This window comes from Catellatospora sp. NPDC049133, from assembly GCF_040648455.1.
GTDB classification, from domain to species: Bacteria; Actinomycetota; Actinomycetes; order Mycobacteriales; family Micromonosporaceae; genus Catellatospora; species Catellatospora aurea.
Map to the genome: position 1 here is coordinate 108,306 of NZ_JBEZDT010000024.1, position 19,004 is coordinate 127,309.

Consider the following 19,004-nt stretch of genomic DNA (forward strand, 5'->3'; position numbering starts at 1 on the left):
CGATGACCATCTCGGCGAAGAGTTCGGGCGCGGGCGTCGAGTTCCGCGCCCTGCGGCGGACGTTCGGCAGCACCGTCGCGCTGGACGGGCTCGACCTGACCATCGCGCCCGGCGAGCTGCTGGCGCTGCTCGGGCCGTCGGGCTGCGGCAAGACGACCGCGCTGCGCATGGTCGCCGGATTCGACCACCCCGACTCGGGGCAGGTGCTCGTCGACGGGGCCGACATCGTCGGGGTGCCCGCCAACAAGCGCGACGCGGGCATGGTGTTCCAGTCGTACAGCCTGTTCCCGAACCTGACCGCCCGTGACAACGTCGCGTTCGGGCCGCGCATCCGCAAGGTCGACGCGGCGACCCGCCGGGCCCGCGCCGACGAGCTGCTCGCGATGGTCGGTCTGCCTACCCAGGGCGACCGGTATCCGCACCAGCTCTCCGGCGGCCAGCAGCAGCGGGTCGCCCTCGCCCGGGCGCTGGCGCTGCAACCTCGGGTGCTGCTGCTCGACGAGCCGCTGTCGGCGTTGGACGCGCAGGTGCGGCTCACCCTGCGGGAGGAGATCTCCCGGCTGCAGAAGAACCTCGGCATCACCACGATCTTCGTGACGCACGACCAGGAGGAGGCGCTGTCCATGGCCGACCGGGTCGCGGTGCTGCGCGACGGACGGCTGGAGCAGTGCGCGACACCGGTCGAGCTGTACCACCACCCGGCGACGGCGTTCGTGGCCGAGTTCGTCGGCACCATGAACCGCGTGCCGGGGCGGCTCACCGGCGAGGGCCGCGTGGAGGTGGCAGGGCAGCGCCTGCCGGTGCTCGGTGACGTCCCCGCCGAGAACACGGTGGACGTGCTGATCCGGCCGGAGGACGTACACGTCAGCGCCGACGCCGATGGGGCGGCCCGGGTCGTGACGGTGTCGTTCCTGGGGCCGACCACGCGGCTGTTCGTGGAGCTGCCGGGCGGGGTCGGGGTCAAGGCCGACCTGGCCACCCGCCAGGCCGCGGGCCTCGGTCCCGGTGCCGCCGTCCGGGTGGAGCTGGCCGGGCACCCGGTACGGGTGGCCGCGTCACGCTGACGTTCCGAGCAGGCACGGCAACGATCTGGAGCGGCCGTTGCCGTGCCGCCCGGTGCCACCGCTTGCCGTCGGACCCGCGCCGTAGTGTGCGTGACCTCGGTCCGGTGGATTACTGGGAGTGGTGATGGGTGCGAAGACCGCGTTGCTGGCGTTCGCCGACGGGGACCTCCGTGCGGCATTGCGGGGCGCGGCGACCACCCGCCGCGCCGAGGCGCAGGAGGCGGTGCGCCGGGTCCACCCCGGGTATCGGGTCGAGTTCGACGCGGAGACCACCCTCGACGACACCAACCCGTCGGACGACGTCACCAATGTCGCCGTGCTGCCCGGTGCGGAGATCTTCTGCGACCGGCGGTTCGTCCTCGACCGCCCCTCGGAACTACCCGAACACCTGCTCGCCTTGGGCGCGGGCCGGCGGATCGTCATGCACGGCATGCACTCCGTCGTCGACTGGCTCTGCTTCGCGGTCTGGGAGGACGGCCGGCTGATCCGGTCGCTGAGCCTGTCGCCGGACAGCGGCATCATGGAGAACATCGGCGAGCCGTACGCGTTCGAGCTGTCGTACTGGGCTGGCGAGCACCCGGTCGAACCCTGGTTGGACGAGGACGACGAGCCCTACCCGCTGCCGTTCCACCCGCTCGAACTCGGCGAGGAGGCACTGCGGGCGCTGTTCGGCTTCGTCCTGGAGGGGTATCCGGAACCGGACGACCTCGAAGCGGAGTCCGTGCCCATGTGCGGCTTCCGGGTCACCGATCCCACCGGGGCCGAGCAGGCCGCCCGGGAGGCGATGTACGCACACATCAAGGCGTCGATGGGGCCGCCGCGACTGTTCCGGATGGGACCGGACGGCCGGATGCACGAGGTCGGCATCGAGGAGCTCTGAGCAGTCCGACGTGCCGGTGGCGGCCGTCGGGCTGCCACCGGCACGTGCGCGGATCAGGGCAGGGTGTACCTGACCTGGTAGGAGCCGCCGTCGCCGACGTAGGTGGCCCATCCGCCGATGCTGCTGCTCGCCGTGGCGACCATGTCGTCGTTGGACAGGTACATGTTGGTCGTGTTGCGCAGCGTGGCCCGCATCTCCGAGATCATCGTGCTGGCCGGCTTCCAGAACGAGATCTGGTACTGGTTGTGCATGTTGTTGCCGATCCAGGCGATCTCACCGGCGGTCAGGTCGTTGTCGTAGTCCTCCTCGACCATCAGCGAGATGAGCCGCCAGCCGCTGCCGACGCCGGTGGCGATCGAGGCGTTCGGGCTGTAGGAGTCGCCGCTGGCGATCTCGTCGTCCCAGCCGCCGGGGCCCCACTTGCCGAAGGCCGTGGCGCCCGGGTTGGTCGTGCTGGCCGCGAAGACCAGGAAGTACGGGCTGTCGTCGCCGATCTCGTCGGTCTCCTCGTTGCAGATGACGGTCGCGACCTTCAACGTGGTGGCGGCCTGCGCCGGGGTGCCGACGGCGAGGCCCGCCGCGAGCGCGACGCCGGTCAGCGCGCCGAACGCGCTGAGCCTGCGCAGGAGGGAGGTGGCTTGCATGGGGGACTCCGTTCCGCCGCGGGCCGGACGGGCCTCGCGGCTGCTGTGCCGGGGAACGGGCCGGTGGTCCCGGCCGCTGGGCACAGCGTCGGCGACCGGGGTTGTGACGGGGTTGTGTCCGGGTTGTCGGGCAGGTCAGCGGCCGGTCACTCGGCGTCGAGGTCGCGCAGGTTCGTCTTGGCCAGTTCGACGATCTCGGAGCCGCGCCCGGACAGGATGGTCCTGGTGGCGTACAGCGTGAAGCCCTTGATCTGGCCCAAGGTGAGCTTGGGCGGCAGGGACAGCTCGTGTCGCGCGGTGCGCACGTCGAGCAGCGCCGGGCCGGGATGGGCGAACGCGGCCCGCACGGCGTCCTCCAGGTCGCCCGCCTTGTCGACGCGGGCCCCGAACAGCCCGGCCGCCTCGGCCATCGCGGCGAAGTCGGGGTTGTCCAGGTCGGTGGCGAAGGTGACGAAGCCCGCGGCCTTCATCTCCAGCTCGACGAACGACAGCGCGCCGTTGTTGAACACGACGACCTTCACCGGCAGCCGCATCTGCCGCAGCGTGATCAGCTCGCCGAGCAGCATCGCCAACCCGCCGTCGCCGGACAGCGAGACGACCTGGCGGGCGGGGTGCTCGGCCTGCGCGCCGATGGCCTGCGGCAGGGCGTTGGCCATGGACCCGTGGTTGAACGAGCCGATGAGCCGGCGGCGGCCGTTCATGTGCAGGTAGCGGGCGGCCCAGATGCAGGGTGTGCCGACGTCGGCGGTGAAGATCGCGTCGTCGGCGGCGAGCCGGTCGATGACGGCGGTGACGTACTGCGGGTGCAGCGGCGAGTCGTCGGCGTTCGCCTCGGCGAGCCGGTCGAGCCTGGCGCGGGCCCGCCGGTAGTGGGCGGTCATCCGGTCCAGGTGCGCCGAGTCTGCCTTGGCGGTGAGCCTCGGCAGCAGGGCGTCGACGGTGTCGCGGACCGTGCCCACGAGCGGCACGTCGACGGGCACCCGGCGGCCGATCTGCTCCCCGCGCACGTCCACCTGCACCACTGGGACGCCCTCGGGATAGAACTGGCGGTAGGGGAAGTCGGTGCCGAGCATGAGCAGCGCGTCGCAGTGCTCCATCGCCCGGTAGCCGGAGCTGAAGCCGATCAGCCCCGTCATGCCCACGTCGTACGGGTTGTCGTACTCGACGAACTCCTTGCCGCGGAACGCGTGCACCACCGGCGCCTGCAACGCCCCGGCCACGGCGAGCAGTCGGTCGTGTGCTCCGGCGCAGCCCGCCCCGGCGAGGATGGTGACCCGTTCGGCGGCGTTCAGCACGTCCGCCGCGGCGTCGAGCGCGGTGTCGTCGGGCCGCACCAGCGGCGACATGGGGCGGATCGGCAGCGGCCGGGCGTCGCCCGGTGCGTCGGCGAGGAACACCTCCCCGGGCACCACGACGACCGAGACGCCGCCCAGGGCCAGCGCGGTGCGCAGCGCGGTCGCGAGCACCTGCGGCAACTGGCTGGGGACGCTGACCAGCTCGCGGTAGACGGAGCACTCGCGGAACAGCTCCTGCGGGTGGGTCTCCTGGAAGTAGCCGGAGCCGATCTCGTCGCGTGGGATCTGCGCGGCGACCGCCAGCACGGGGACGCGGCTGCGGTTCGCGTCGAACAGGCCGTTGATCAGGTGCAGGTTGCCCGGACCGCAACTTCCGGCGCACACCGCGAGCTCGCCGGTCACGGCCGCCTCGCCCGCGGCGGCGAACGCGGCGGCCTCCTCGTGGCGCACGTGCTGCCAGGTGATCCCGCCGTCGCGGCGCAGCGCATCGGTGAGCCCGTTGAGCGAGTCGCCGGGCACCCCGTACACGCGGCGCACCCCGGACGCCTTCAACGTCTCGACCATCAGGTCGGCCACCGTGCGTGCCATCGTCGCCCCCGTCGTCGGCATGGACGTGGTGTCGGTCCCGGCTGTGCAGGCCGACGGGGGCTCGCACCATTATCGCCCGTGGTGGCGGGATCACGCTGGGGAAAGAGCCAGGTCAGCCGAGGAGTCAGCGGGCTGCGGCAGGCTCGGCGGGCGGCTGCCACTCGCGCCTGAGCAGCCCGTAGACCCATGAGTCGGAGACGTCGCCGTTCACGACGCAGTCTTCGCGCAACGTCCCCTCGCGTACGAACCCGAGCTTCTCCAGGACTCGGGCAGACGCCACGTTGCGGGTGTCGGCCTCCGCCTGGACGCGGTTGAGGTCCAGCGTGCCGTATGCCCACCCGAGCAGAGCACGCGCGGCCTCCGTCGCGTAGCCGTGGCCCCACGCTGCCTCGCCGAAGCAGTAGCCGAGCGATGCACTGCGGTAGTCCGGATTCCACCGGTGCAGGGTGCACCAGCCGAGGAAGGCCCCGTCCGAGGCGCGCTCCACGACCAGCCGGGCCCCGGTGCCCTCCTCCGCCAGCTGCCGGCAGACCGCTAGGAACCGCTCGGCGCGCGCGGGTTCGGTCCACGGCGGCGAGTCCCAGTAGCGCAGCACCTCGGCGTTGCTGTGCAGCGCGAACAGGTCGTCCGCGTCCGTGTCGTCGAACGGACGCAGTCGCAGGCGGGCGGTGTGCAGCGTGGGAGTGGGCAGCGACATGAGGGTCATGGTCCCTTCCGTGTTCAGTGGTCCGTCAACCAGACAACTGATCTCGGCCGCTCGCAACGGGTTTACCGGCGCTGACAACCACGTGGGTGGGAATGTCTGTCTACTGTGGTCGGAAGTCCCGGTGGAGCCGCCGCCGGGACCGTCACGAAACGGGGTCAACGTGTCCACCCTGCGGACCAAAGCCTTCCGGGCGCTCGGCATCGCCGGTGTCGCGCTCGCCACGACGCTCCTCGTGCACGAGGTCGCGCTCGCGGACACCGCGCAGACGCCCGTCGGCTGGCTGACCAGCAGCCTTGAGGGTTGCAACGACCACGGTGGGGAGGTGCTGGTCGTGCTGACCGGTGGACAGCCCGACACCGTGTACACGGCGAGCACCGCCCGCGGCTTCCACCACGCCGACACCTTCACCACCGACGCGAGCGGCAACGGGCAGGGCTATTTCCACAACGCGTGGGCCGACGCCGACCCGCACTGGTCCGGCCAGGCCGTCATCACCGTCACCGGCAACGGCCAGACCGGCACCGTGACCGTGCAGATCGACTGCCTGGACCCGAAGGGCGAATAGGCTCCGCCGCGCGGGTCCTGCCGGCCGCGCAGACGGAAGGAACGTCCGCCGACGGGGCGAAGCCCTGCCGGCGGACGTTCTCCTTGACCTCGCCCCAGGGGCACGCCGCAGACTGGCCGGGTGGCACGGGAACATCTGCTGGCGGGGGAGTTCGGGGCGGCGGCAAGGCTGTCGCCGAAGGCGCTGCGCCTGTACGCCGAGCAGGGCCTGCTCCCGCCCGCGTGGGTCGACCCGGCGACAGGCTACCGCTACTACCGCCCTGACCAGCTGCCCCGGGCCCGCCTGATCGCCCGGCTGCGACGGCTCGGCCTGCCGTTGGCCCGGATCGCCGCGCTGGCCGACCTGAGCCCGCAGGACCGGGCCCTCGAACTGCGAGGATGGCTGCACGCCCAGCGTTGCCTGCTCGACGACCGGGCCGCCGTGGTGGAGGCCGTGCAGGGCTCGTCCGACGGCTCGGGGCTGGCCGACGCCGTGGCACAGCGGGACGTGCCGGTGACGAAGGTCCTCGGCCGGCGGCGGCGGATCGACTCCACCGCGCTGCCCGGCTTCGCCGCCGCGGCCGAGCAGGACATCCGCGCTCAACTGCGGGCCTGCGGACAGGCCGCGGACGGCCCCCGGTTCGTGTTCTTCGAGGACCTGATCACCCCGGACAGCGACGGGTACGCGGAGGTGGCGGTCGCCTGCGACGGGAGCGTCGAACCCGTCGACGACCTGCACGTCCGCCTCGTGCCGGCGCACACGGCGGTGTACCTGCCGGTGCCGCCCGGCTACGAGGATCTGCCGCTGATCCTGCGCGTCTACGACGCGGTCGAGGCGTGGACCGACGCCCACCCCGGTGTCGTCTGCACCGGGCACCCCTACGAGATCTATCCGGGCACCGGCACGCGTTTCGACGTCGCGTACCCGGTCGCCGTCTGAAGGAGAGGTTTACCGTGCGTCATCTTCCCTATGTGGGCAGCGGTCCCTACTGCTACTCGAACTCGTTCGCGATGCTGCTCGGCGCGCAGGCGCCGTCGACCGCGGTCATCGAGGTCGCCACCGGTGGGCCGTTCGGCATGCAGCTCATCGGCGGCACGCTGGTGTTCTTCGACGCCTACGGGTGGGATCCGGAGCAGGGGTTCGACCGGGCGCTGGCGGCGATCGGCTGGACCTCGACGGTCAGCAAGGGCGGCGACGCCGAGACGGCGCTGGCCCGCCTCGCGGCGGCGGTGCGGCAGGGGCCGGTGTGGGTCGGGCCGGTCGAGATGGGGCACCTGCGCCACCAGCCCGAGATGACCGGACCGATCGGGGCCGATCATTTCGTGGTCGCGCTCGACGTGGACGACGAGCGGGTGCTCGTGCACGACCCGCACGGTTATCCGTACGCCGAGGTGCCGGTCGGCGACTTCATGATGGCATGGCGGGCCGAGACGGTCAGTTACGGCGATCCGTACACGATGCGCACCGGCTTCGCGAAGGTCGCCGACGTCAAGGACGCCGACGCGATCCGCTCGATCATCCCTGCCGCGATCGACTGGCTGTCGATGCGCGCCGAGGTGGAGATGCCGCCCGGCAGCCTGGGCAACGGCGCGGCCGCCGAGCGGGTCGCCGAGCTGGTCGAGGCCGGGGCGGGGGACGGGCTGCGCGAGCACCTGATGTACTTCGCGATCCGGGTCGGCGCGCGCAGGTTGAGCGACACCGCCGACTGCCTGCTGCTGGCCGGCTACGACGACGCGGCCCGGATCGCCGCCGAGCAGGCCCGGCTGGTCGGCTCGCTGCAGTACCCGATGGTCACCAAGGACTTCCCGGCTGCGGCGGACGCGCTTCGGCGGCTCGCTCCCACCTACGACCGACTGCACGCGGCGCTCGTCTAGCGCCCCGGCGAACGGGGGCGTCGGGGAACTGCACCATCAAGATGTGGGCACATCATTTTTGATGTGGCCCACATCAAAAATGATGTGGGCCACATCGAGCGTTGTACTCGTCAGGCCGTGGTGGTGTCGGCAAGTGCCTGGTCGAGGATCTCCAGGCCGAGGGCCAGTTCCTCCTGGGACGCGGTCAGCGGCGGCGCGATGCGGAACGTGCCGCCCATGCCCCGCAACTGCACCACGTTCAGATGCAGGCCGAGTTCCAGGCAGCGGCGGGTGACCCGGGAGCCGAGCGCGTCCGCGCCCTGCTTGGTGGCCCGATCGACGACGAGTTCGAGGCCTTGCATCAGCCCGCGGCCGCGTACGTCGCCCACGGCCTGGTGCCGCTGCCGCAGGTCCAGCAGCCCGGTGCGCAGGAACGCGCCCAGCTCCCGCGCGCGCAGGTCCAGCTGCTCGGACTGCGCGACGTCGAGCACGGTGTTGCCGACGGCCGCGACGAGCGGGTCCGACACGTGCGTGGTGTAGAACAGGTAGCCGCGCTCGTGGGCGCGCTGCTCGATCTCCTCGCTGGTGATCACCGCGGCCAGCGGCAGCCCCGCGCCCAGCGTCTTGGACAGGGTGAGGATGTCGGGCACGATGCCGTCGCGCTGGAAGGCGTACCAGTCGCCGGTGCGGCACAGGCCGGTCTGCGCCTCGTCGACGATCAGCAGCATGCCGCGTTCCCGGCACTTGGCGGCCAGCGCGGCGAAGTAGCCCGGCGGCGGCTCGATGACGCCGCCGGAGCTGAGGATCGGCTCGACGATGCAGGCCGCGAGGCTGCCCGACGACTGGGCGTCGATCATGGCGAAGCCGTGGTCGAGCTGCCGCCGCCAGTCGAGCTCGCCGTCGGCGGTGGTGAAGTCGGGACGGTACGGGTTGGGCGTGGGCAGCGCGAAGTTGCCGGGCGCGGTCGGCCCGTAGCCCTGGTGGCCGGCGCTGTACGTCGCGGCGGCCGCGGCGCCGGTCATGCCGTGCCAGGAGCGCGCGAACGCCACGATCTCGTGCCTGCCGGTGACGAGTTTGGCCATGCGGATGGCGGCCTCGTTCGACTCGGCGCCGGTCGTCAGCAGCAGCACCTTGTCCAGCGGTGCGGGCAGGGTCTCGGCGAGCCGCCGGGCGAGGTCGACGACCGGACGCGACAGCATGCCGCTGAACAGGTGGTCGAGGCTCGCGATCTGCTGCTGCACGGTCGCCACGATCGCCGGATGGCTGTGGCCGAGGATGGCGCTCATCTGCCCCGAGGTGAAGTCGAGGATGCGGCGGCCGTCGGCGGTGTACACGAAGCTGCCCGCCGCTCGCTCGATGATCTCCGGCGTGAACGGGCCGCCGTAGCGCACCAGATGGCGTTCCGCGTCGGACCAGAACTGTGCGGCGGTGGACTGCTCGCTCGTCAGCGTCATGTCCTCACGATATGGACGGCTGCTGTACGCGAAAAGCTCCGATTCCCGGCTAGCCTGTGCGCAATCTCTGCACAAGGAGCATCGTTGCGATTGAACACCGCCCGCCTGGAGATGCTCGCCCTGCTCGACAGCCTCGGCACGGTGCGGGCCGTCGCCGCCGCGCTGCACCTGAGCCCGTCGGCGGTGTCGGCGCAGCTGGCGGTGCTGGAGGCGGAGACCCGTGCCGACCTGCTGCAGCGGGTCGGCCGCCGGGTGCGGCTCACGTCGGCCGGGCGCACCCTCGCCCGGCATGCCCGAGCCATCCTCGACCAGGTCAAAGCAGCCGAGGCCGAGCTGCGCGACCTGTCCGGACAGCCGGCCGGACCGGTGCGCCTCGCCGCGTTCTCCAGCGCGGTCCGCACGCTGGCCATCCCGCTCGCCGCCCGGCTGCGGCAGGCGCACCCGCGGATCGAGCTGGAGATCAGCGAGCTCGATCCGCAGGCCAGCCGGCCCGCCCTGCGTCGCGGCGACTGCGACATCATCGTCACCGCCGACTTCATCGACGGCTCGACGCCCCTGGACCCGGACGTGCACACGGTCGCGCTGCTCGCCGACGCCGTCGTGCTGGTGACCGCACTGGACCAGGCGGGGCCGGACGCGCCGGTGGACCTGGCCGACTTCGCCGAGGCGGCCTGGTCGGTCGATCTGCCCGGGACGTACCTGTCCCATCTGGTCACCAGCAGCTGTCGCCATGCGGGCTTCGAACCTCGGGTGGCCGGTCGTTTCGGCAGCTACGAGCTGCTGCTGGCACACGTCGAAGCGGGCCTGTCCGTGTCGTTGCTGCCCGAGCTGGCCGTGGACGCCAGATACCGGGTGGCGACCCGCGTGCTGCGCGAACCGCTGACCCGCCAGGTGTACGCGGCCGTGCGCAGCCGGTCGGCGCTGACCGCGGCGACCCGCATCGTGCTGGACGAACTGCGCGGGCTGGCGGCGGCGCGCCCGCACGCCTGAGGCTGCGCCGTGATCGTTCGACTTGCCGGGCAATCGTGCGTATCTTGAAGGCCCGTTCCCCCAGGTGCCAGGCAAGTCGAGTGACCTTGGTGCGGTCGGCGACCGCGCTCAAGCCTGCGGCGGGGGAGCCGTGCCCGGCGGGGGAGCCGTGCCCGGCTGGTGGGTCGGAATGCCGCGGGTGAGAAAGAGCGCGGCGAGCGCGATGATCGCGAGCAGGCCCAGCGCGGCGCGCAGGCCGTCGAGCCGGGACTGCTCGTTCTGCGCGAGGGCGGCGGCCGCGGTGGACGGGTCCACGCCGGCGTCCGACAGCGCCGCGGCCAGCTGGTCGTTGGACAGGAACGGGATGCCGGCCGCCAGCTGCACCTGGGCCTGCGCGGACACGTCGGCGGGGATGGCCGGGTTGGCCTGCACGCCGGTGAGGAACGACGTCGTCAGTCCGGAGATGAGCACGGCGCCGGCCAGCGCGGTGCCGATGGACGCGCCGAGGTTGGTCACGGTGTTCTGCAGCCCGCCGACTTCGGCGCTGCGCTCGTCGGGGACCGCCGACACGGTGACGCTGCCGAGCTGGGACGCCAGCGCGCCGATGCCGAGCCCGGCCAGCAGCAGCGGCCACGTGACGATCTCGGGCCCGGCTCCGACCTCCAGCGCGGCGGCGAGGGCGACGATGCCGGCGAACAGGGCAGCGAAGCCGACCTGCACGACGCGCCGGGGCGAGGCGCGGGGCAGGAACCTGGGCACGCCCACGGCGGCGAGCAGCAGGGTCACGGACAGGGGGAGGATGCGCAGGCCGGTGTCGATCGCGGACAGGCCGAGCGCGACGGACAGGTAGAGCGGCACGGTGAAGAACAGGCCCGCCTGCAGCAGGTACTGGAACAGGAACGAGTTGAGGCCGCCGCGCAGCAGCCGGTTGTCGAGCAGGCCGGGGTCCAGCAGCACCGGGCGGCCCCGGCGCTGGCGGGCCCGTTCGCGGGACAGGAACCAGCGCAGCACGACGCCGCCCGCGATGACCAGCCAGAACACGGGCGACAGACCGAGCCAGGCCGGTCCGCCGGGTTTGGGGTTGACGAAGCCCCAGGTGCCGCCGCGCAGCACGCCGAAGACGACCAGCACCAGGCCCAGGCCCGACAGGGCGGTGCCGCCCATGTCGAGGCGTGTCGTGCGGTCCGGTGGCAGGCCGCGCATCCGCCGGGTCAGCAGCAGGATGCCCAGGACCACGACGACCTCGCCGGCGAAGACCCACCGCCAAGAGGCGTACGTGGTCAGCAGTCCGCCGATCAGCGGCCCTACCGCGACCGCGATCGCGCCGAACGCGGCGACCAGGCCGTATGCCCGAGGTCGCTGGGAGCGGTCGAAGTTCGTCGCGATCAGTGCCACGATGGCGGGCAGGATGAGCGCGGCCCCGACGCCTTCGAGCAGCGACCAGCCGATGAGCAGCACGGTGAGGTCGGGTGCCAGGGCAGTGGTCAGGGAGCCGGCGCCGTAGATCACGCAGCCGATCGCGAACGAGCGCTTGAAGCTGATGATCTGGCCGATCTTGCCGCCGGTGATCATCAGGGCCGCCATGACGAGGGTGTACATCGTGATGGCGGTCTGGATGCCGGTGACGGTGGTGCCCACGTCCTCGGCGACCGTCGCGATCGACACGTTCATGACCGAGCTGTCCAGCGTCATCAGGAACTGGCCGCATGCCAGGGTGAACAGCACGGTCCCGGTCGCGGTCTGGCGGTCGGGTGATGTCAGGGCCATGACCCGTTCCTTTGCGCTCGGTCCCGCATCGGCCTGCCGGCGAAGATCCACAATGATGAACATTCATCCTATATGTCCCTTGTCGGCGGTGAGGTGTTCGCCGTGCCGCGCGGGCGGTCCGTGGCCTCGCCTGGGCGGTCCGAGTGCTCGCCTTCCGAGGCCTTCTCCGTAATCCAACCGTGATCTGGAGTCCATTGACCTTGCCCCCTCGGCCGACGAATTATGTGAGCGTTCACAAGCCCGTAATCTGCGAAAGTCGCGGGTTACCGAAAAAGTTTGTGAGCGCTCACAGCCTGCCGCCTGACTTGGCGGCCGGTGGGCCGTTCCCGTCGGGAGAAGGAGCGATATGAAGATCGCAAGACTGGCCGCCGCCGCGCTGGGACTGGTCGTGGCCACGAGCCTCGCCGCCTGCGGTTCGAGCACCAAGACCGCCGACCAGGAGCAAGGCGGCGGCACGGCGGGCGCGCTGGTGGGCGTGACGATGCCGACCAAGTCCTCCGAGCGGTGGATCCACGACGGGGAGAACCTCAAGACCCAGCTGGAGGCGCTCGGCTACAAGGTCGACCTGCAGTACGCCGAGAACGACATCCCGACCCAGGTCAACCAGATCGAGAACCAGATCACCCGGGGCGCGAAGCTGCTGATCGTCGCCTCGATCGACGGCACGGCGATCACCACGCAGCTGCAGCAGGCGGCTGACAAGAAGATCCCGGTCATCGCCTACGACCGCCTGATCCGCAACTCGCCCAACGTCGACTACTACGCCACGTTCGACAACTACAAGGTCGGCGTGCAGCAGGCGACGTCCCTGCTGGTGGGCCTGGGCCTGAAGAAGGCCGACGGTTCCGACGGCACGGCCAAGGGCCCGTTCAACATCGAGTTGTTCGCCGGTTCGCCCGACGACAACAACGCGACGTTCTTCTTCAACGGCGCGATGGACACCCTCAAGCCCTTCATCGACAAGGGCACGCTGGTCGTCAAGAGCAAGGAGGTCGACTTCAAGACGGTCGCGATCCTGCGCTGGGACCCGGCGACCGCGCAGAAGCGCATGGAGGACCTGCTCACCAAGACCTACGCCAAGGGCGACAAGGTGCAGGGCGTGCTGTCGCCGTACGACGGCCTGTCCATCGGCATCCTGTCCGCGCTCAAGAGCAGCGGCTACGGCACCGCCAACCAGCCCTACCCGGTCGTGACCGGCCAGGACGCCGAGGTCGCCTCGGTCAAGTCGATCATCGCGGGCGAGCAGTACGCGACGATCTACAAGGACACCCGGGAACTGGCGAAGGTCACCGTGAAGATGGCCGACGCGGTGCTCAAGGGCGGCAAGCCGGAGGTCAACAACACCAAGGACTACGACAACGGCATCAAGGTCGTCCCGTCGTACCTGCTGGAGCCGATCGTCGTCTACAAGGACAACTACAAGGCGACCCTCGTCGACACCGGCTACTACACCGCCGACCAGCTCAAGTAGCACCGCCGCGCCCGTCCGGCCGGTCACCCCGGCCGGGCGGCGTCCCGCCGAACCGGAGGAGGACGACCTTGACCGACGTGATCCTGCAGATGCGTCACATCACCAAGACGTTCCCGGGGGTCACCGCCCTCGACGACGTCAACCTCACGGTCCGCCGCGGGGAGATCCACGCGATCTGCGGCGAGAACGGCGCGGGCAAGTCCACCCTGATGAAGGTCCTGTCGGGGGTCCACCCGCACGGCGACTACAGCGGTGAGATCACCCTCGACGGCGAGGCCTGCCGGTTCGCCAACATCCGCGACAGCGAACGCCTCGGCATCGTGATCATCCACCAGGAACTGGCCCTGTGCCCGAACCTGTCGATCGCGGAGAACATCTTCCTCGGCAACGAGCGCGCCCCCGGCGGCGTCGTGAACTGGAACCGTACCCATGCCGAGGCCGCCGAACTGCTGCACCGCGTGGGCCTGCACGAGAACCCGGCCACGCTCGCGATGGACCTGGGCGTCGGCAAGCAGCAGCTGACCGAGATCGCCAAGGCGCTGTCCAAGCGGGTGCGCCTGCTCATCCTCGACGAGCCGACCGCCGCGCTCAACGACGAGGACTCCGCGCACCTGCTCGACCTGCTGCGCGGCCTGCGGGACCAGGGCATCACCTGCGTGATCATCTCGCACAAGCTGAACGAGATCCGGGAGATCGCCGACACCACCACGATCCTGCGTGACGGCCGGACCATCGAGACCCTCGACATGTCCGCCGGCGTCACCGAGGACCGCATCATCGCCGGCATGGTCGGCCGCGACCTGGAGCACCGCTTCCCCGAGCACGAGCCGAACATCGGCGACGAGGTGCTGCGCATCGAGGACTGGACCGTGCACAGCCCCACCCAGCACGGGCGGGTCGTCGTGCAGGGCGCGAACCTCAGCCTGCGCCGCGGCGAGATCGTCGGCCTGGCGGGGCTGATGGGCGCGGGCCGCACCGAGCTGGCGATGAGCGTCTTCGGGCGCAGTTACGGCATCGGCATCTCCGGCCGGATATTCAAGGACGGCCGCGAGATCCGCCTGAAGACCGTCGGCGACGCGATCCGCCACGGCATCGCGTACGCCACGGAGGACCGCAAACGCTACGGACTCAACCTGATCGAGGACATCAAGCGCAACGTGTCCGCGGCCGCCCTGAACAAGCTGGCCACCCACGGCTGGATCCACGACAACGAGGAGTACCGGGTCGCCGACGGCTTCCGGGCCGGCATGAACATCAAGGCCCCGAACGTCGCGGCCGTCACCGGCAAGCTCAGCGGCGGCAACCAGCAGAAGGTCGTGCTGTCGAAGTGGCTGTTCACCGACGCCGACGTGCTCATCCTCGACGAGCCCACCCGCGGCATCGACGTCGGTGCCAAGTACGAGATCTACTCGATCATCAACCACATGGCCGACCAGGGCAAAGCCGTGCTGGTCATCTCCTCCGAACTGCCCGAGCTGATCGGCGTCTGCGACCGCGTCTACGCGATGTCCGCAGGCCGCATCACCGGCCAGGTCACCCGCGAGCAGGCGACCCCCGAGCGGCTCATGCAGTTCATGACCAAGGTGAAGGAGCAGTAACCCCATGACCAGTGTCGGCCCCACGACCGGCCCGGCCACCGCAGTGCCCGTCACCGCGAGCGAGCTCGCGGTGACCAAGGCACCGGACCGATTCGGCGGTCGGCTCTTCTCGGCCAACCTGCGCCAGAACGGCATCTACATCGCGTTCGCGCTGATCATCGCCCTGTTCGCGTTCCTCACCGACGGAGACCTGCTCGCCCCGCAGAACATCTCCAACCTGGTGGTGCAGAACTCCTACATCCTGATCCTCGCCATCGGCATGATCCTGATCATCATCGCCGGGCACATCGACCTGTCCGCCGGCTCGGTCGTCGCCGTCACCGGCGCGATCTCCGCCGTACTCATGGTCAACAACGATGTGCCGTGGCCGCTGGCCATCCTGATCACCCTGATCTGCGGCGGCCTCATCGGCGCCTGGCAGGGCTACTGGGTGGCGTACTTCGGCATCCCCGCGTTCATCGTGACGCTGGCAGGCATGCTGCTGTTCCGGGCGCTCACCCTGACCGTGCTCGGCAACCAGGGCATCGGCCCGTTCCCCGACGAGGTCCGCACCATCGCCAACGGGTTCATGCCGACCACCCTGGGCAACATCGGCCTCGGCCCGCTGGGCGGCGCGGACCTGCTCACGCTGCTGCTCGGCGTCGCCTTCATCGCCGGGATCGTGGTCACCCAGTGGCGCAGCCGCGCCGGCCGCGTCCGCTACGGCCAGGTCGTCGAGCCGACCGCGTTGTTCGTCACCAAACTCGCCATCGCCGCCGTCGTCGTGATGACCGTCATCGTGCAGCTGGCCCGGTTCAAGAACCTGCCCTGGGTGCTCGTGCTGCTGGCCGCGCTGGTCCTGGCGTATTCGCTGCTCACCGACCGGGTCGTGTTCGGCCGCCACATCTACGCCATCGGCGGCAACCTCAACGCCGCCACCCTGTCCGGCATCAAGGTCAAGTCGGTCACGTTCTGGCTGTTCGTCAACATGGGCGTGCTCGCCTCGATCGCGGGCATCGTCTTCGCCGGACGGCTCAACCAGGCCGGTCCGACGGCCGGCAACGGGTTCGAACTCGACGCCATCGCGGCGGCGTTCATCGGCGGCGCGGCCGTGCAGGGCGGCGTCGGCCGGGTCGTCGGCGCGATCACCGGCGGTCTCATCATGGGCGTCATCAACAACGGCATGTCCCTGATCGGCGCGCCGAGCGAGCGGGTCATGCTGTTCAAGGGCCTGGTGCTGCTGGCCGCCGTCGCGTTCGACGTCTTCGCCAAGCGCCGCGCCGGAACCGCGCGCTGACATCGGGAGTCCGGGCTGCCGCCGTGCGGCGGCAGCCCGACTCGTCAGCTGCTGAGGCGCTGGATGAAGGCGACGCTCCCGTCGAAGATGCGCGGCGCGTCGTGGTCCAGCGTCGCCACGTGGTAGCTGTCCTGCAGGACGACCTCCTGCACATCCGCCGAGGTGATGCCCTTCAGCACGATCTCGCTGTTGACCGGCTCCACGACGTGGTCGTTGGCGGAGTGGTAGAGCAGCACCGGCTGGGCGACCTTGGGCAGGTCCGCGCGGACGACCGCCTGGAAGCGGCGCAGTGATGCCGCGGCCCGCACCGGTGTGCGCGGGTAGGCGCCCTCGTCGACGCCGGGCTTGGCGATGTCGTTGCCGATCGCGGGCACCGACGGCACGAGCATGCCCAGCACGGGCAGCAGCTTCGCGTCCCAGCGCAGCATGGTCACGGCCGGGTTCACCAGCACGATGCCGGCCAGGTCGGGGTGCTGCTGGGCCAGGCGCAGGGCGAGCGTGCCGCCCATCGACAGGCCGACGGCGTACACGGACGTGCAGTGCTTGCGCAGGTCGGTGACCGCGTGCTCGACCTCGGTGTACCAGTCCTGCCAGGTGGTGCGGTTGGCGTCGCGCCAGCTCGTGCCGTGGCCCGGCAGCAGCGGCAGGCGCACCGACCAGCCCTGCTCGGCCAGGTGGCGGGCCCAGGGGCGCATGCTGTGCGGCGACCCGGTGAAGCCGTGGCAGACCACGACCCCGATGCCGCTGCCGCCGTCATGGTGCAGGGGAGCGTGGTCGATGGTGTTGTCCATGGTCGGCTCCCAGCGGCGGGTGTGTGACGGGTCCCGCCATACTGCCACGTCGCGGCGCGCACAGGCAGGGTGCGAGCGGATGAGTGCGCGCCTCGCGATCGGGGTCAGTCCTCGTGGTCCTCCTCGTCCGGGACCATCTGCCAATCGCCCGGCAGCCTGTCCCGCACAGCCTGCACCGCTGCCGGGGTGCGGCCGTGGATCCACAGCCACGTGCCGCTGTCCTCTCGCAGCAGCACGTCGGGACCGGCGAACCAGCGCACGGGCGGGCCGTCCGGCGCGGCCCAGAGCGGGAGGTCCGGCAGCGGTAGGCGTACGAACGTCGCCCGCAGCGCCGCGCTTGCGGCGTCGTCCATGTCGTACCGGTTGTCGACGTTTGCCTCGTCGGCGGAGAACATCGCCTCCGACAGCACCATCTCGACCAGGGCGATCGACAGCCGATCGGCGTACGGCAGCCAGCGGCCGCCGGTGCTCATCAGGACCGGCGGATCGTCGTGGTCGACGGCCTCGGCCGGTACGCCCCACGACGCGCAGTACTGGTTCTCGATGCGGAACACCAGGACGCCGTCGGCATCGCGCCGCAGCTGGCCGGGTGCCAGCAGGCGGTCCTGCACGGCGGTCAGGTCCATGCGCCGCCCGAACAGCAGATGTGCCTCACGCAGGGCGGCCGGCAGCGCGATGCCGAGCCGCTCCTCGGCCGCCCGCAACCGGTCGGTGCCGACGCCGTCGCCCTCGACGACGGGGCGGCCGCAGGCCGCAGCCAGCGCGCGGACGAACTCCCACCCGCGGGGGCGGTCGCGGTCTTCGCCGCACAGGGCGCGAAGCGCGTCGAGACCGTCCAACATGTCGCCGACCCTAACCGGCAGCCGGCGCGGACGGCAGGCCCAGCGCTTCACCTGGTGACGCAGTGACCCACCATTGTGCAAATTGATTTGTGATGCAAAGCTATTGCTGACGCAGTAGCCACACTCGCTCACCTCGTGGAGGCATCCATGTCACCGGACTCTGTTCTGCCCGGTTCACCAGCTGAAATGCTCGCCGAACTGGACACATTGCGCCGTCGCACCCGCGCCGCACGCCACGCCCATTGGTTGCCGTTGCTGCTGTTCGGAATGCTCGGAGCGGTGGCGCTACCGTTCTACGTGATGGCCGAGACGCCCGCCGAAATGATGGCGCCCAAACAGGTGCCCGCCCTCGCCCGTCTCGGAGGCGACATCCTGGACCAGGCTGCCGCGCTCGGCTGGTACTGGCTCGCCGCGCTGATCGCGGGCTACCTGGTCAGCCTCGCCTGGTACCGGTGGCGGGGGCGGCGGGTCGGCCTGCAGTCCCCGGTTCGCGGCTACGTGCTCGCCGGGCTGGCCGGCACGGTCGCGGCGCTGCTCCTCATGCTCATGCTGGACCTGCTCTACAACAACGTCTCCGGTCCGGTGCACGATCTGACTGTCTGGATCACCCCCGAGCTGATGGCGGTCAGCGGCCGAGGGATGTTCCCGCACCTGGTCATCGGTGTGGGATTGGCGGTGCTGGCGGGGCTGGAGCGCAGCCGGGCGCTGACGGTGACGGTCCTGCTCTACGCGGCCGTGCTGGTGCTGGTCAGCGTCGCATTCCACGTCGACGCGTACGCCGTCGTGGACCTGCTGGGCCGGTTCACCTTCTTCGTCGCGGCGCTGCTGCCGGTCGTGGTGCTGCTGGCCGGGGGGTGTGCGGCCGCGCTGCTCCGGCGGCGGCCCGCATGAGCGACGCCGAGGACGCCGAGCGGTCCGCGTTCCCGACCAACGCCCTGGACGACGTCGTGCACCAGCGTCACCGTCTCGGCATCCTCACCATTGCCGCTGAGGCGGAGCGGGTCGAGGTCGGCTACCTGCGCGACGCCCTGGAACTCACCGCGGGCAACCTCTCCCGGCATCTCGCCGTGCTGGAGGAGGCCGGGCTGGTGCACACCGAGAAGGGCTACCACGGACGGCGGCCACGCACCTGGGTCGTCATCACCCCACCGGGAGTCGCCGCCCTCGACGCGGAACTCGCGGCGCTGCAGGAACTGGTGCGCCGCAGACTGGGTTGACCCCGTGGCCGTCAGCCACAGGACGCTCCGCGTTGCTCGGATGCT

The 19,004-nt window shown here is 70.7% G+C and carries 17 protein-coding genes and 1 pseudogene; 11 read left to right on the forward strand and 7 right to left on the reverse strand.

Annotation, left to right across the window (positions count from 1 at the left end; translation table 11 throughout):
• Positions 1–2 precede the first annotated feature (2 nt).
• Together AB0B35_RS26080 and AB0B35_RS26085 are read left to right on the forward strand one after the other, a co-directional pair.
• A complete protein-coding gene (locus AB0B35_RS26080; protein WP_361049747.1) occupies positions 3–1,064 on the forward strand; it encodes an ABC transporter ATP-binding protein in 1,062 nt (353 codons plus the stop codon).
• 124 nt (positions 1,065–1,188) lie between these two features.
• A complete protein-coding gene (locus tag AB0B35_RS26085) occupies positions 1,189–1,944 on the forward strand; it encodes a hypothetical protein (protein ID WP_361049749.1) in 756 nt (251 codons plus the stop codon).
• Between the two features lie 53 nt (positions 1,945–1,997).
• On the opposite strand, the gene AB0B35_RS26090 is transcribed toward AB0B35_RS26085, so the two are convergent.
• The 3 genes from AB0B35_RS26090 to AB0B35_RS26100 form a co-directional block, all read right to left on the reverse strand.
• The gene (locus AB0B35_RS26090) at positions 1,998–2,588 is read right to left on the reverse strand and encodes a hypothetical protein (protein WP_361049751.1); all 591 of its coding nucleotides are present in this window, start codon (positions 2,586–2,588) and stop codon (positions 1,998–2,000) included.
• 146 nt (positions 2,589–2,734) lie between these two features.
• On the reverse strand, positions 2,735–4,471 hold the full coding sequence (poxB, locus tag AB0B35_RS26095) for a ubiquinone-dependent pyruvate dehydrogenase (RefSeq protein ID WP_361049753.1): 1,737 nt from the start codon (positions 4,469–4,471) through the stop codon (positions 2,735–2,737).
• Between the two features lie 124 nt (positions 4,472–4,595).
• The gene (locus AB0B35_RS26100) at positions 4,596–5,177 is read right to left on the reverse strand and encodes a GNAT family N-acetyltransferase (protein WP_361049755.1); all 582 of its coding nucleotides are present in this window, start codon (positions 5,175–5,177) and stop codon (positions 4,596–4,598) included.
• Between the two features lie 160 nt (positions 5,178–5,337).
• Between AB0B35_RS26100 and AB0B35_RS26105 the strand changes: the two genes are divergently transcribed.
• The 3 genes and pseudogenes from AB0B35_RS26105 to AB0B35_RS26115 all read left to right on the forward strand — a co-directional run bounded on the left by AB0B35_RS26105 (position 5,338) and on the right by AB0B35_RS26115 (position 7,595).
• Positions 5,338–5,742, forward strand: coding sequence for a hypothetical protein (locus AB0B35_RS26105; protein ID WP_361049757.1), 405 nt, complete (start codon positions 5,338–5,340; stop codon positions 5,740–5,742).
• A 135-nt stretch (positions 5,743–5,877) separates the two neighbouring features.
• Positions 5,878–6,093: pseudogene (locus AB0B35_RS26110) on the forward strand (MerR family transcriptional regulator); the annotation flags it as partial.
• Between the two features lie 581 nt (positions 6,094–6,674).
• Entirely contained in the window at positions 6,675–7,595 is a 921-nt protein-coding gene (locus AB0B35_RS26115; RefSeq protein WP_361049759.1) for a hypothetical protein, read from the forward strand.
• Positions 7,596–7,705: 110 nt separating this feature from the next.
• Here the strand turns inward: AB0B35_RS26115 and AB0B35_RS26120 are convergent, their stop codons facing one another.
• A complete protein-coding gene (locus AB0B35_RS26120) occupies positions 7,706–9,028 on the reverse strand; it encodes an aspartate aminotransferase family protein (RefSeq protein ID WP_361049761.1) in 1,323 nt (440 codons plus the stop codon).
• A gap of 84 nt (positions 9,029–9,112) precedes the next feature.
• Between AB0B35_RS26120 and AB0B35_RS26125 the strand changes: the two genes are divergently transcribed.
• Positions 9,113–10,018, forward strand: coding sequence for a LysR substrate-binding domain-containing protein (locus tag AB0B35_RS26125; RefSeq protein WP_361049763.1), 906 nt, complete (start codon positions 9,113–9,115; stop codon positions 10,016–10,018).
• 108 nt (positions 10,019–10,126) lie between these two features.
• Here AB0B35_RS26125 and AB0B35_RS26130 read toward each other — a convergent pair whose 3' ends face one another.
• Entirely contained in the window at positions 10,127–11,764 is a 1,638-nt protein-coding gene (locus tag AB0B35_RS26130) for an MFS transporter (RefSeq protein ID WP_361049765.1), read from the reverse strand.
• 346 nt (positions 11,765–12,110) lie between these two features.
• On the opposite strand from AB0B35_RS26130, the gene chvE reads away from it, so the two are divergent.
• From chvE to mmsB, 3 genes are all read left to right on the forward strand, one after another.
• On the forward strand, positions 12,111–13,235 hold the full coding sequence (gene chvE, locus AB0B35_RS26135; RefSeq protein ID WP_361049767.1) for a multiple monosaccharide ABC transporter substrate-binding protein: 1,125 nt from the start codon (positions 12,111–12,113) through the stop codon (positions 13,233–13,235).
• Positions 13,236–13,303: 68 nt separating this feature from the next.
• Positions 13,304–14,833, forward strand: coding sequence for a multiple monosaccharide ABC transporter ATP-binding protein (gene mmsA / locus AB0B35_RS26140; RefSeq protein WP_361049769.1), 1,530 nt, complete (start codon positions 13,304–13,306; stop codon positions 14,831–14,833).
• A gap of 4 nt (positions 14,834–14,837) precedes the next feature.
• On the forward strand, positions 14,838–16,109 hold the full coding sequence (gene mmsB, locus AB0B35_RS26145; protein ID WP_361049770.1) for a multiple monosaccharide ABC transporter permease: 1,272 nt from the start codon (positions 14,838–14,840) through the stop codon (positions 16,107–16,109).
• Between the two features lie 44 nt (positions 16,110–16,153).
• On the opposite strand, the gene AB0B35_RS26150 is transcribed toward mmsB, so the two are convergent.
• Both AB0B35_RS26150 and AB0B35_RS26155 read right to left on the reverse strand, forming a co-directional pair.
• Positions 16,154–16,900, reverse strand: a complete 747-nt coding sequence (locus AB0B35_RS26150) for an alpha/beta fold hydrolase (protein WP_361049772.1) — start codon at positions 16,898–16,900, stop codon at positions 16,154–16,156.
• 104 nt (positions 16,901–17,004) lie between these two features.
• Positions 17,005–17,742: a hypothetical protein gene (locus AB0B35_RS26155; protein ID WP_361049774.1), complete on the reverse strand. Its 738-nt coding sequence runs from the start codon at positions 17,740–17,742 to the stop codon at positions 17,005–17,007.
• A 279-nt stretch (positions 17,743–18,021) separates the two neighbouring features.
• Here AB0B35_RS26155 and AB0B35_RS26160 point away from each other — a divergent pair, with 279 nt between their 5' ends.
• Together AB0B35_RS26160 and AB0B35_RS26165 are read left to right on the forward strand one after the other, a co-directional pair.
• Entirely contained in the window at positions 18,022–18,633 is a 612-nt protein-coding gene (locus AB0B35_RS26160) for a hypothetical protein (RefSeq protein WP_361049776.1), read from the forward strand.
• The gene (locus tag AB0B35_RS26165; protein ID WP_361049778.1) at positions 18,630–18,959 is read left to right on the forward strand and encodes a transcriptional regulator; all 330 of its coding nucleotides are present in this window, start codon (positions 18,630–18,632) and stop codon (positions 18,957–18,959) included. The genes AB0B35_RS26160 and AB0B35_RS26165 overlap by 4 nt, the downstream gene beginning before the upstream one ends.
• The last annotated feature ends 45 nt before the right edge of the window (positions 18,960–19,004 follow it).

What these genes read in the sequence shown, in the direction of transcription:
- AB0B35_RS26080 (WP_361049747.1), top strand. Translation starts at nt 3, where the DNA reads ATGACCATCTCGGCGAAGAGTTCGGGCGCGGGCGTCGAGTTCCGCGCC.
- AB0B35_RS26085 (WP_361049749.1), top strand. Translation starts at nt 1,189, where the DNA reads ATGGGTGCGAAGACCGCGTTGCTGGCGTTCGCCGACGGGGACCTCCGT.
- AB0B35_RS26090 (WP_361049751.1), bottom strand. Translation starts at nt 2,588, where the DNA reads ATGCAAGCCACCTCCCTCCTGCGCAGGCTCAGCGCGTTCGGCGCGCTG.
- poxB (WP_361049753.1), bottom strand. Translation starts at nt 4,471, where the DNA reads ATGGCACGCACGGTGGCCGACCTGATGGTCGAGACGTTGAAGGCGTCC.
- AB0B35_RS26100 (WP_361049755.1), bottom strand. Translation starts at nt 5,177, where the DNA reads ATGACCCTCATGTCGCTGCCCACTCCCACGCTGCACACCGCCCGCCTG.
- AB0B35_RS26120 (WP_361049761.1), bottom strand. Translation starts at nt 9,028, where the DNA reads ATGACGCTGACGAGCGAGCAGTCCACCGCCGCACAGTTCTGGTCCGAC.
- AB0B35_RS26130 (WP_361049765.1), bottom strand. Translation starts at nt 11,764, where the DNA reads ATGGCCCTGACATCACCCGACCGCCAGACCGCGACCGGGACCGTGCTG.
- chvE (WP_361049767.1), top strand. Translation starts at nt 12,111, where the DNA reads ATGAAGATCGCAAGACTGGCCGCCGCCGCGCTGGGACTGGTCGTGGCC.
- mmsB (WP_361049770.1), top strand. Translation starts at nt 14,838, where the DNA reads ATGACCAGTGTCGGCCCCACGACCGGCCCGGCCACCGCAGTGCCCGTC.
- AB0B35_RS26150 (WP_361049772.1), bottom strand. Translation starts at nt 16,900, where the DNA reads ATGGACAACACCATCGACCACGCTCCCCTGCACCATGACGGCGGCAGC.
- AB0B35_RS26155 (WP_361049774.1), bottom strand. Translation starts at nt 17,742, where the DNA reads ATGTTGGACGGTCTCGACGCGCTTCGCGCCCTGTGCGGCGAAGACCGC.
- AB0B35_RS26165 (WP_361049778.1), top strand. Translation starts at nt 18,630, where the DNA reads ATGAGCGACGCCGAGGACGCCGAGCGGTCCGCGTTCCCGACCAACGCC.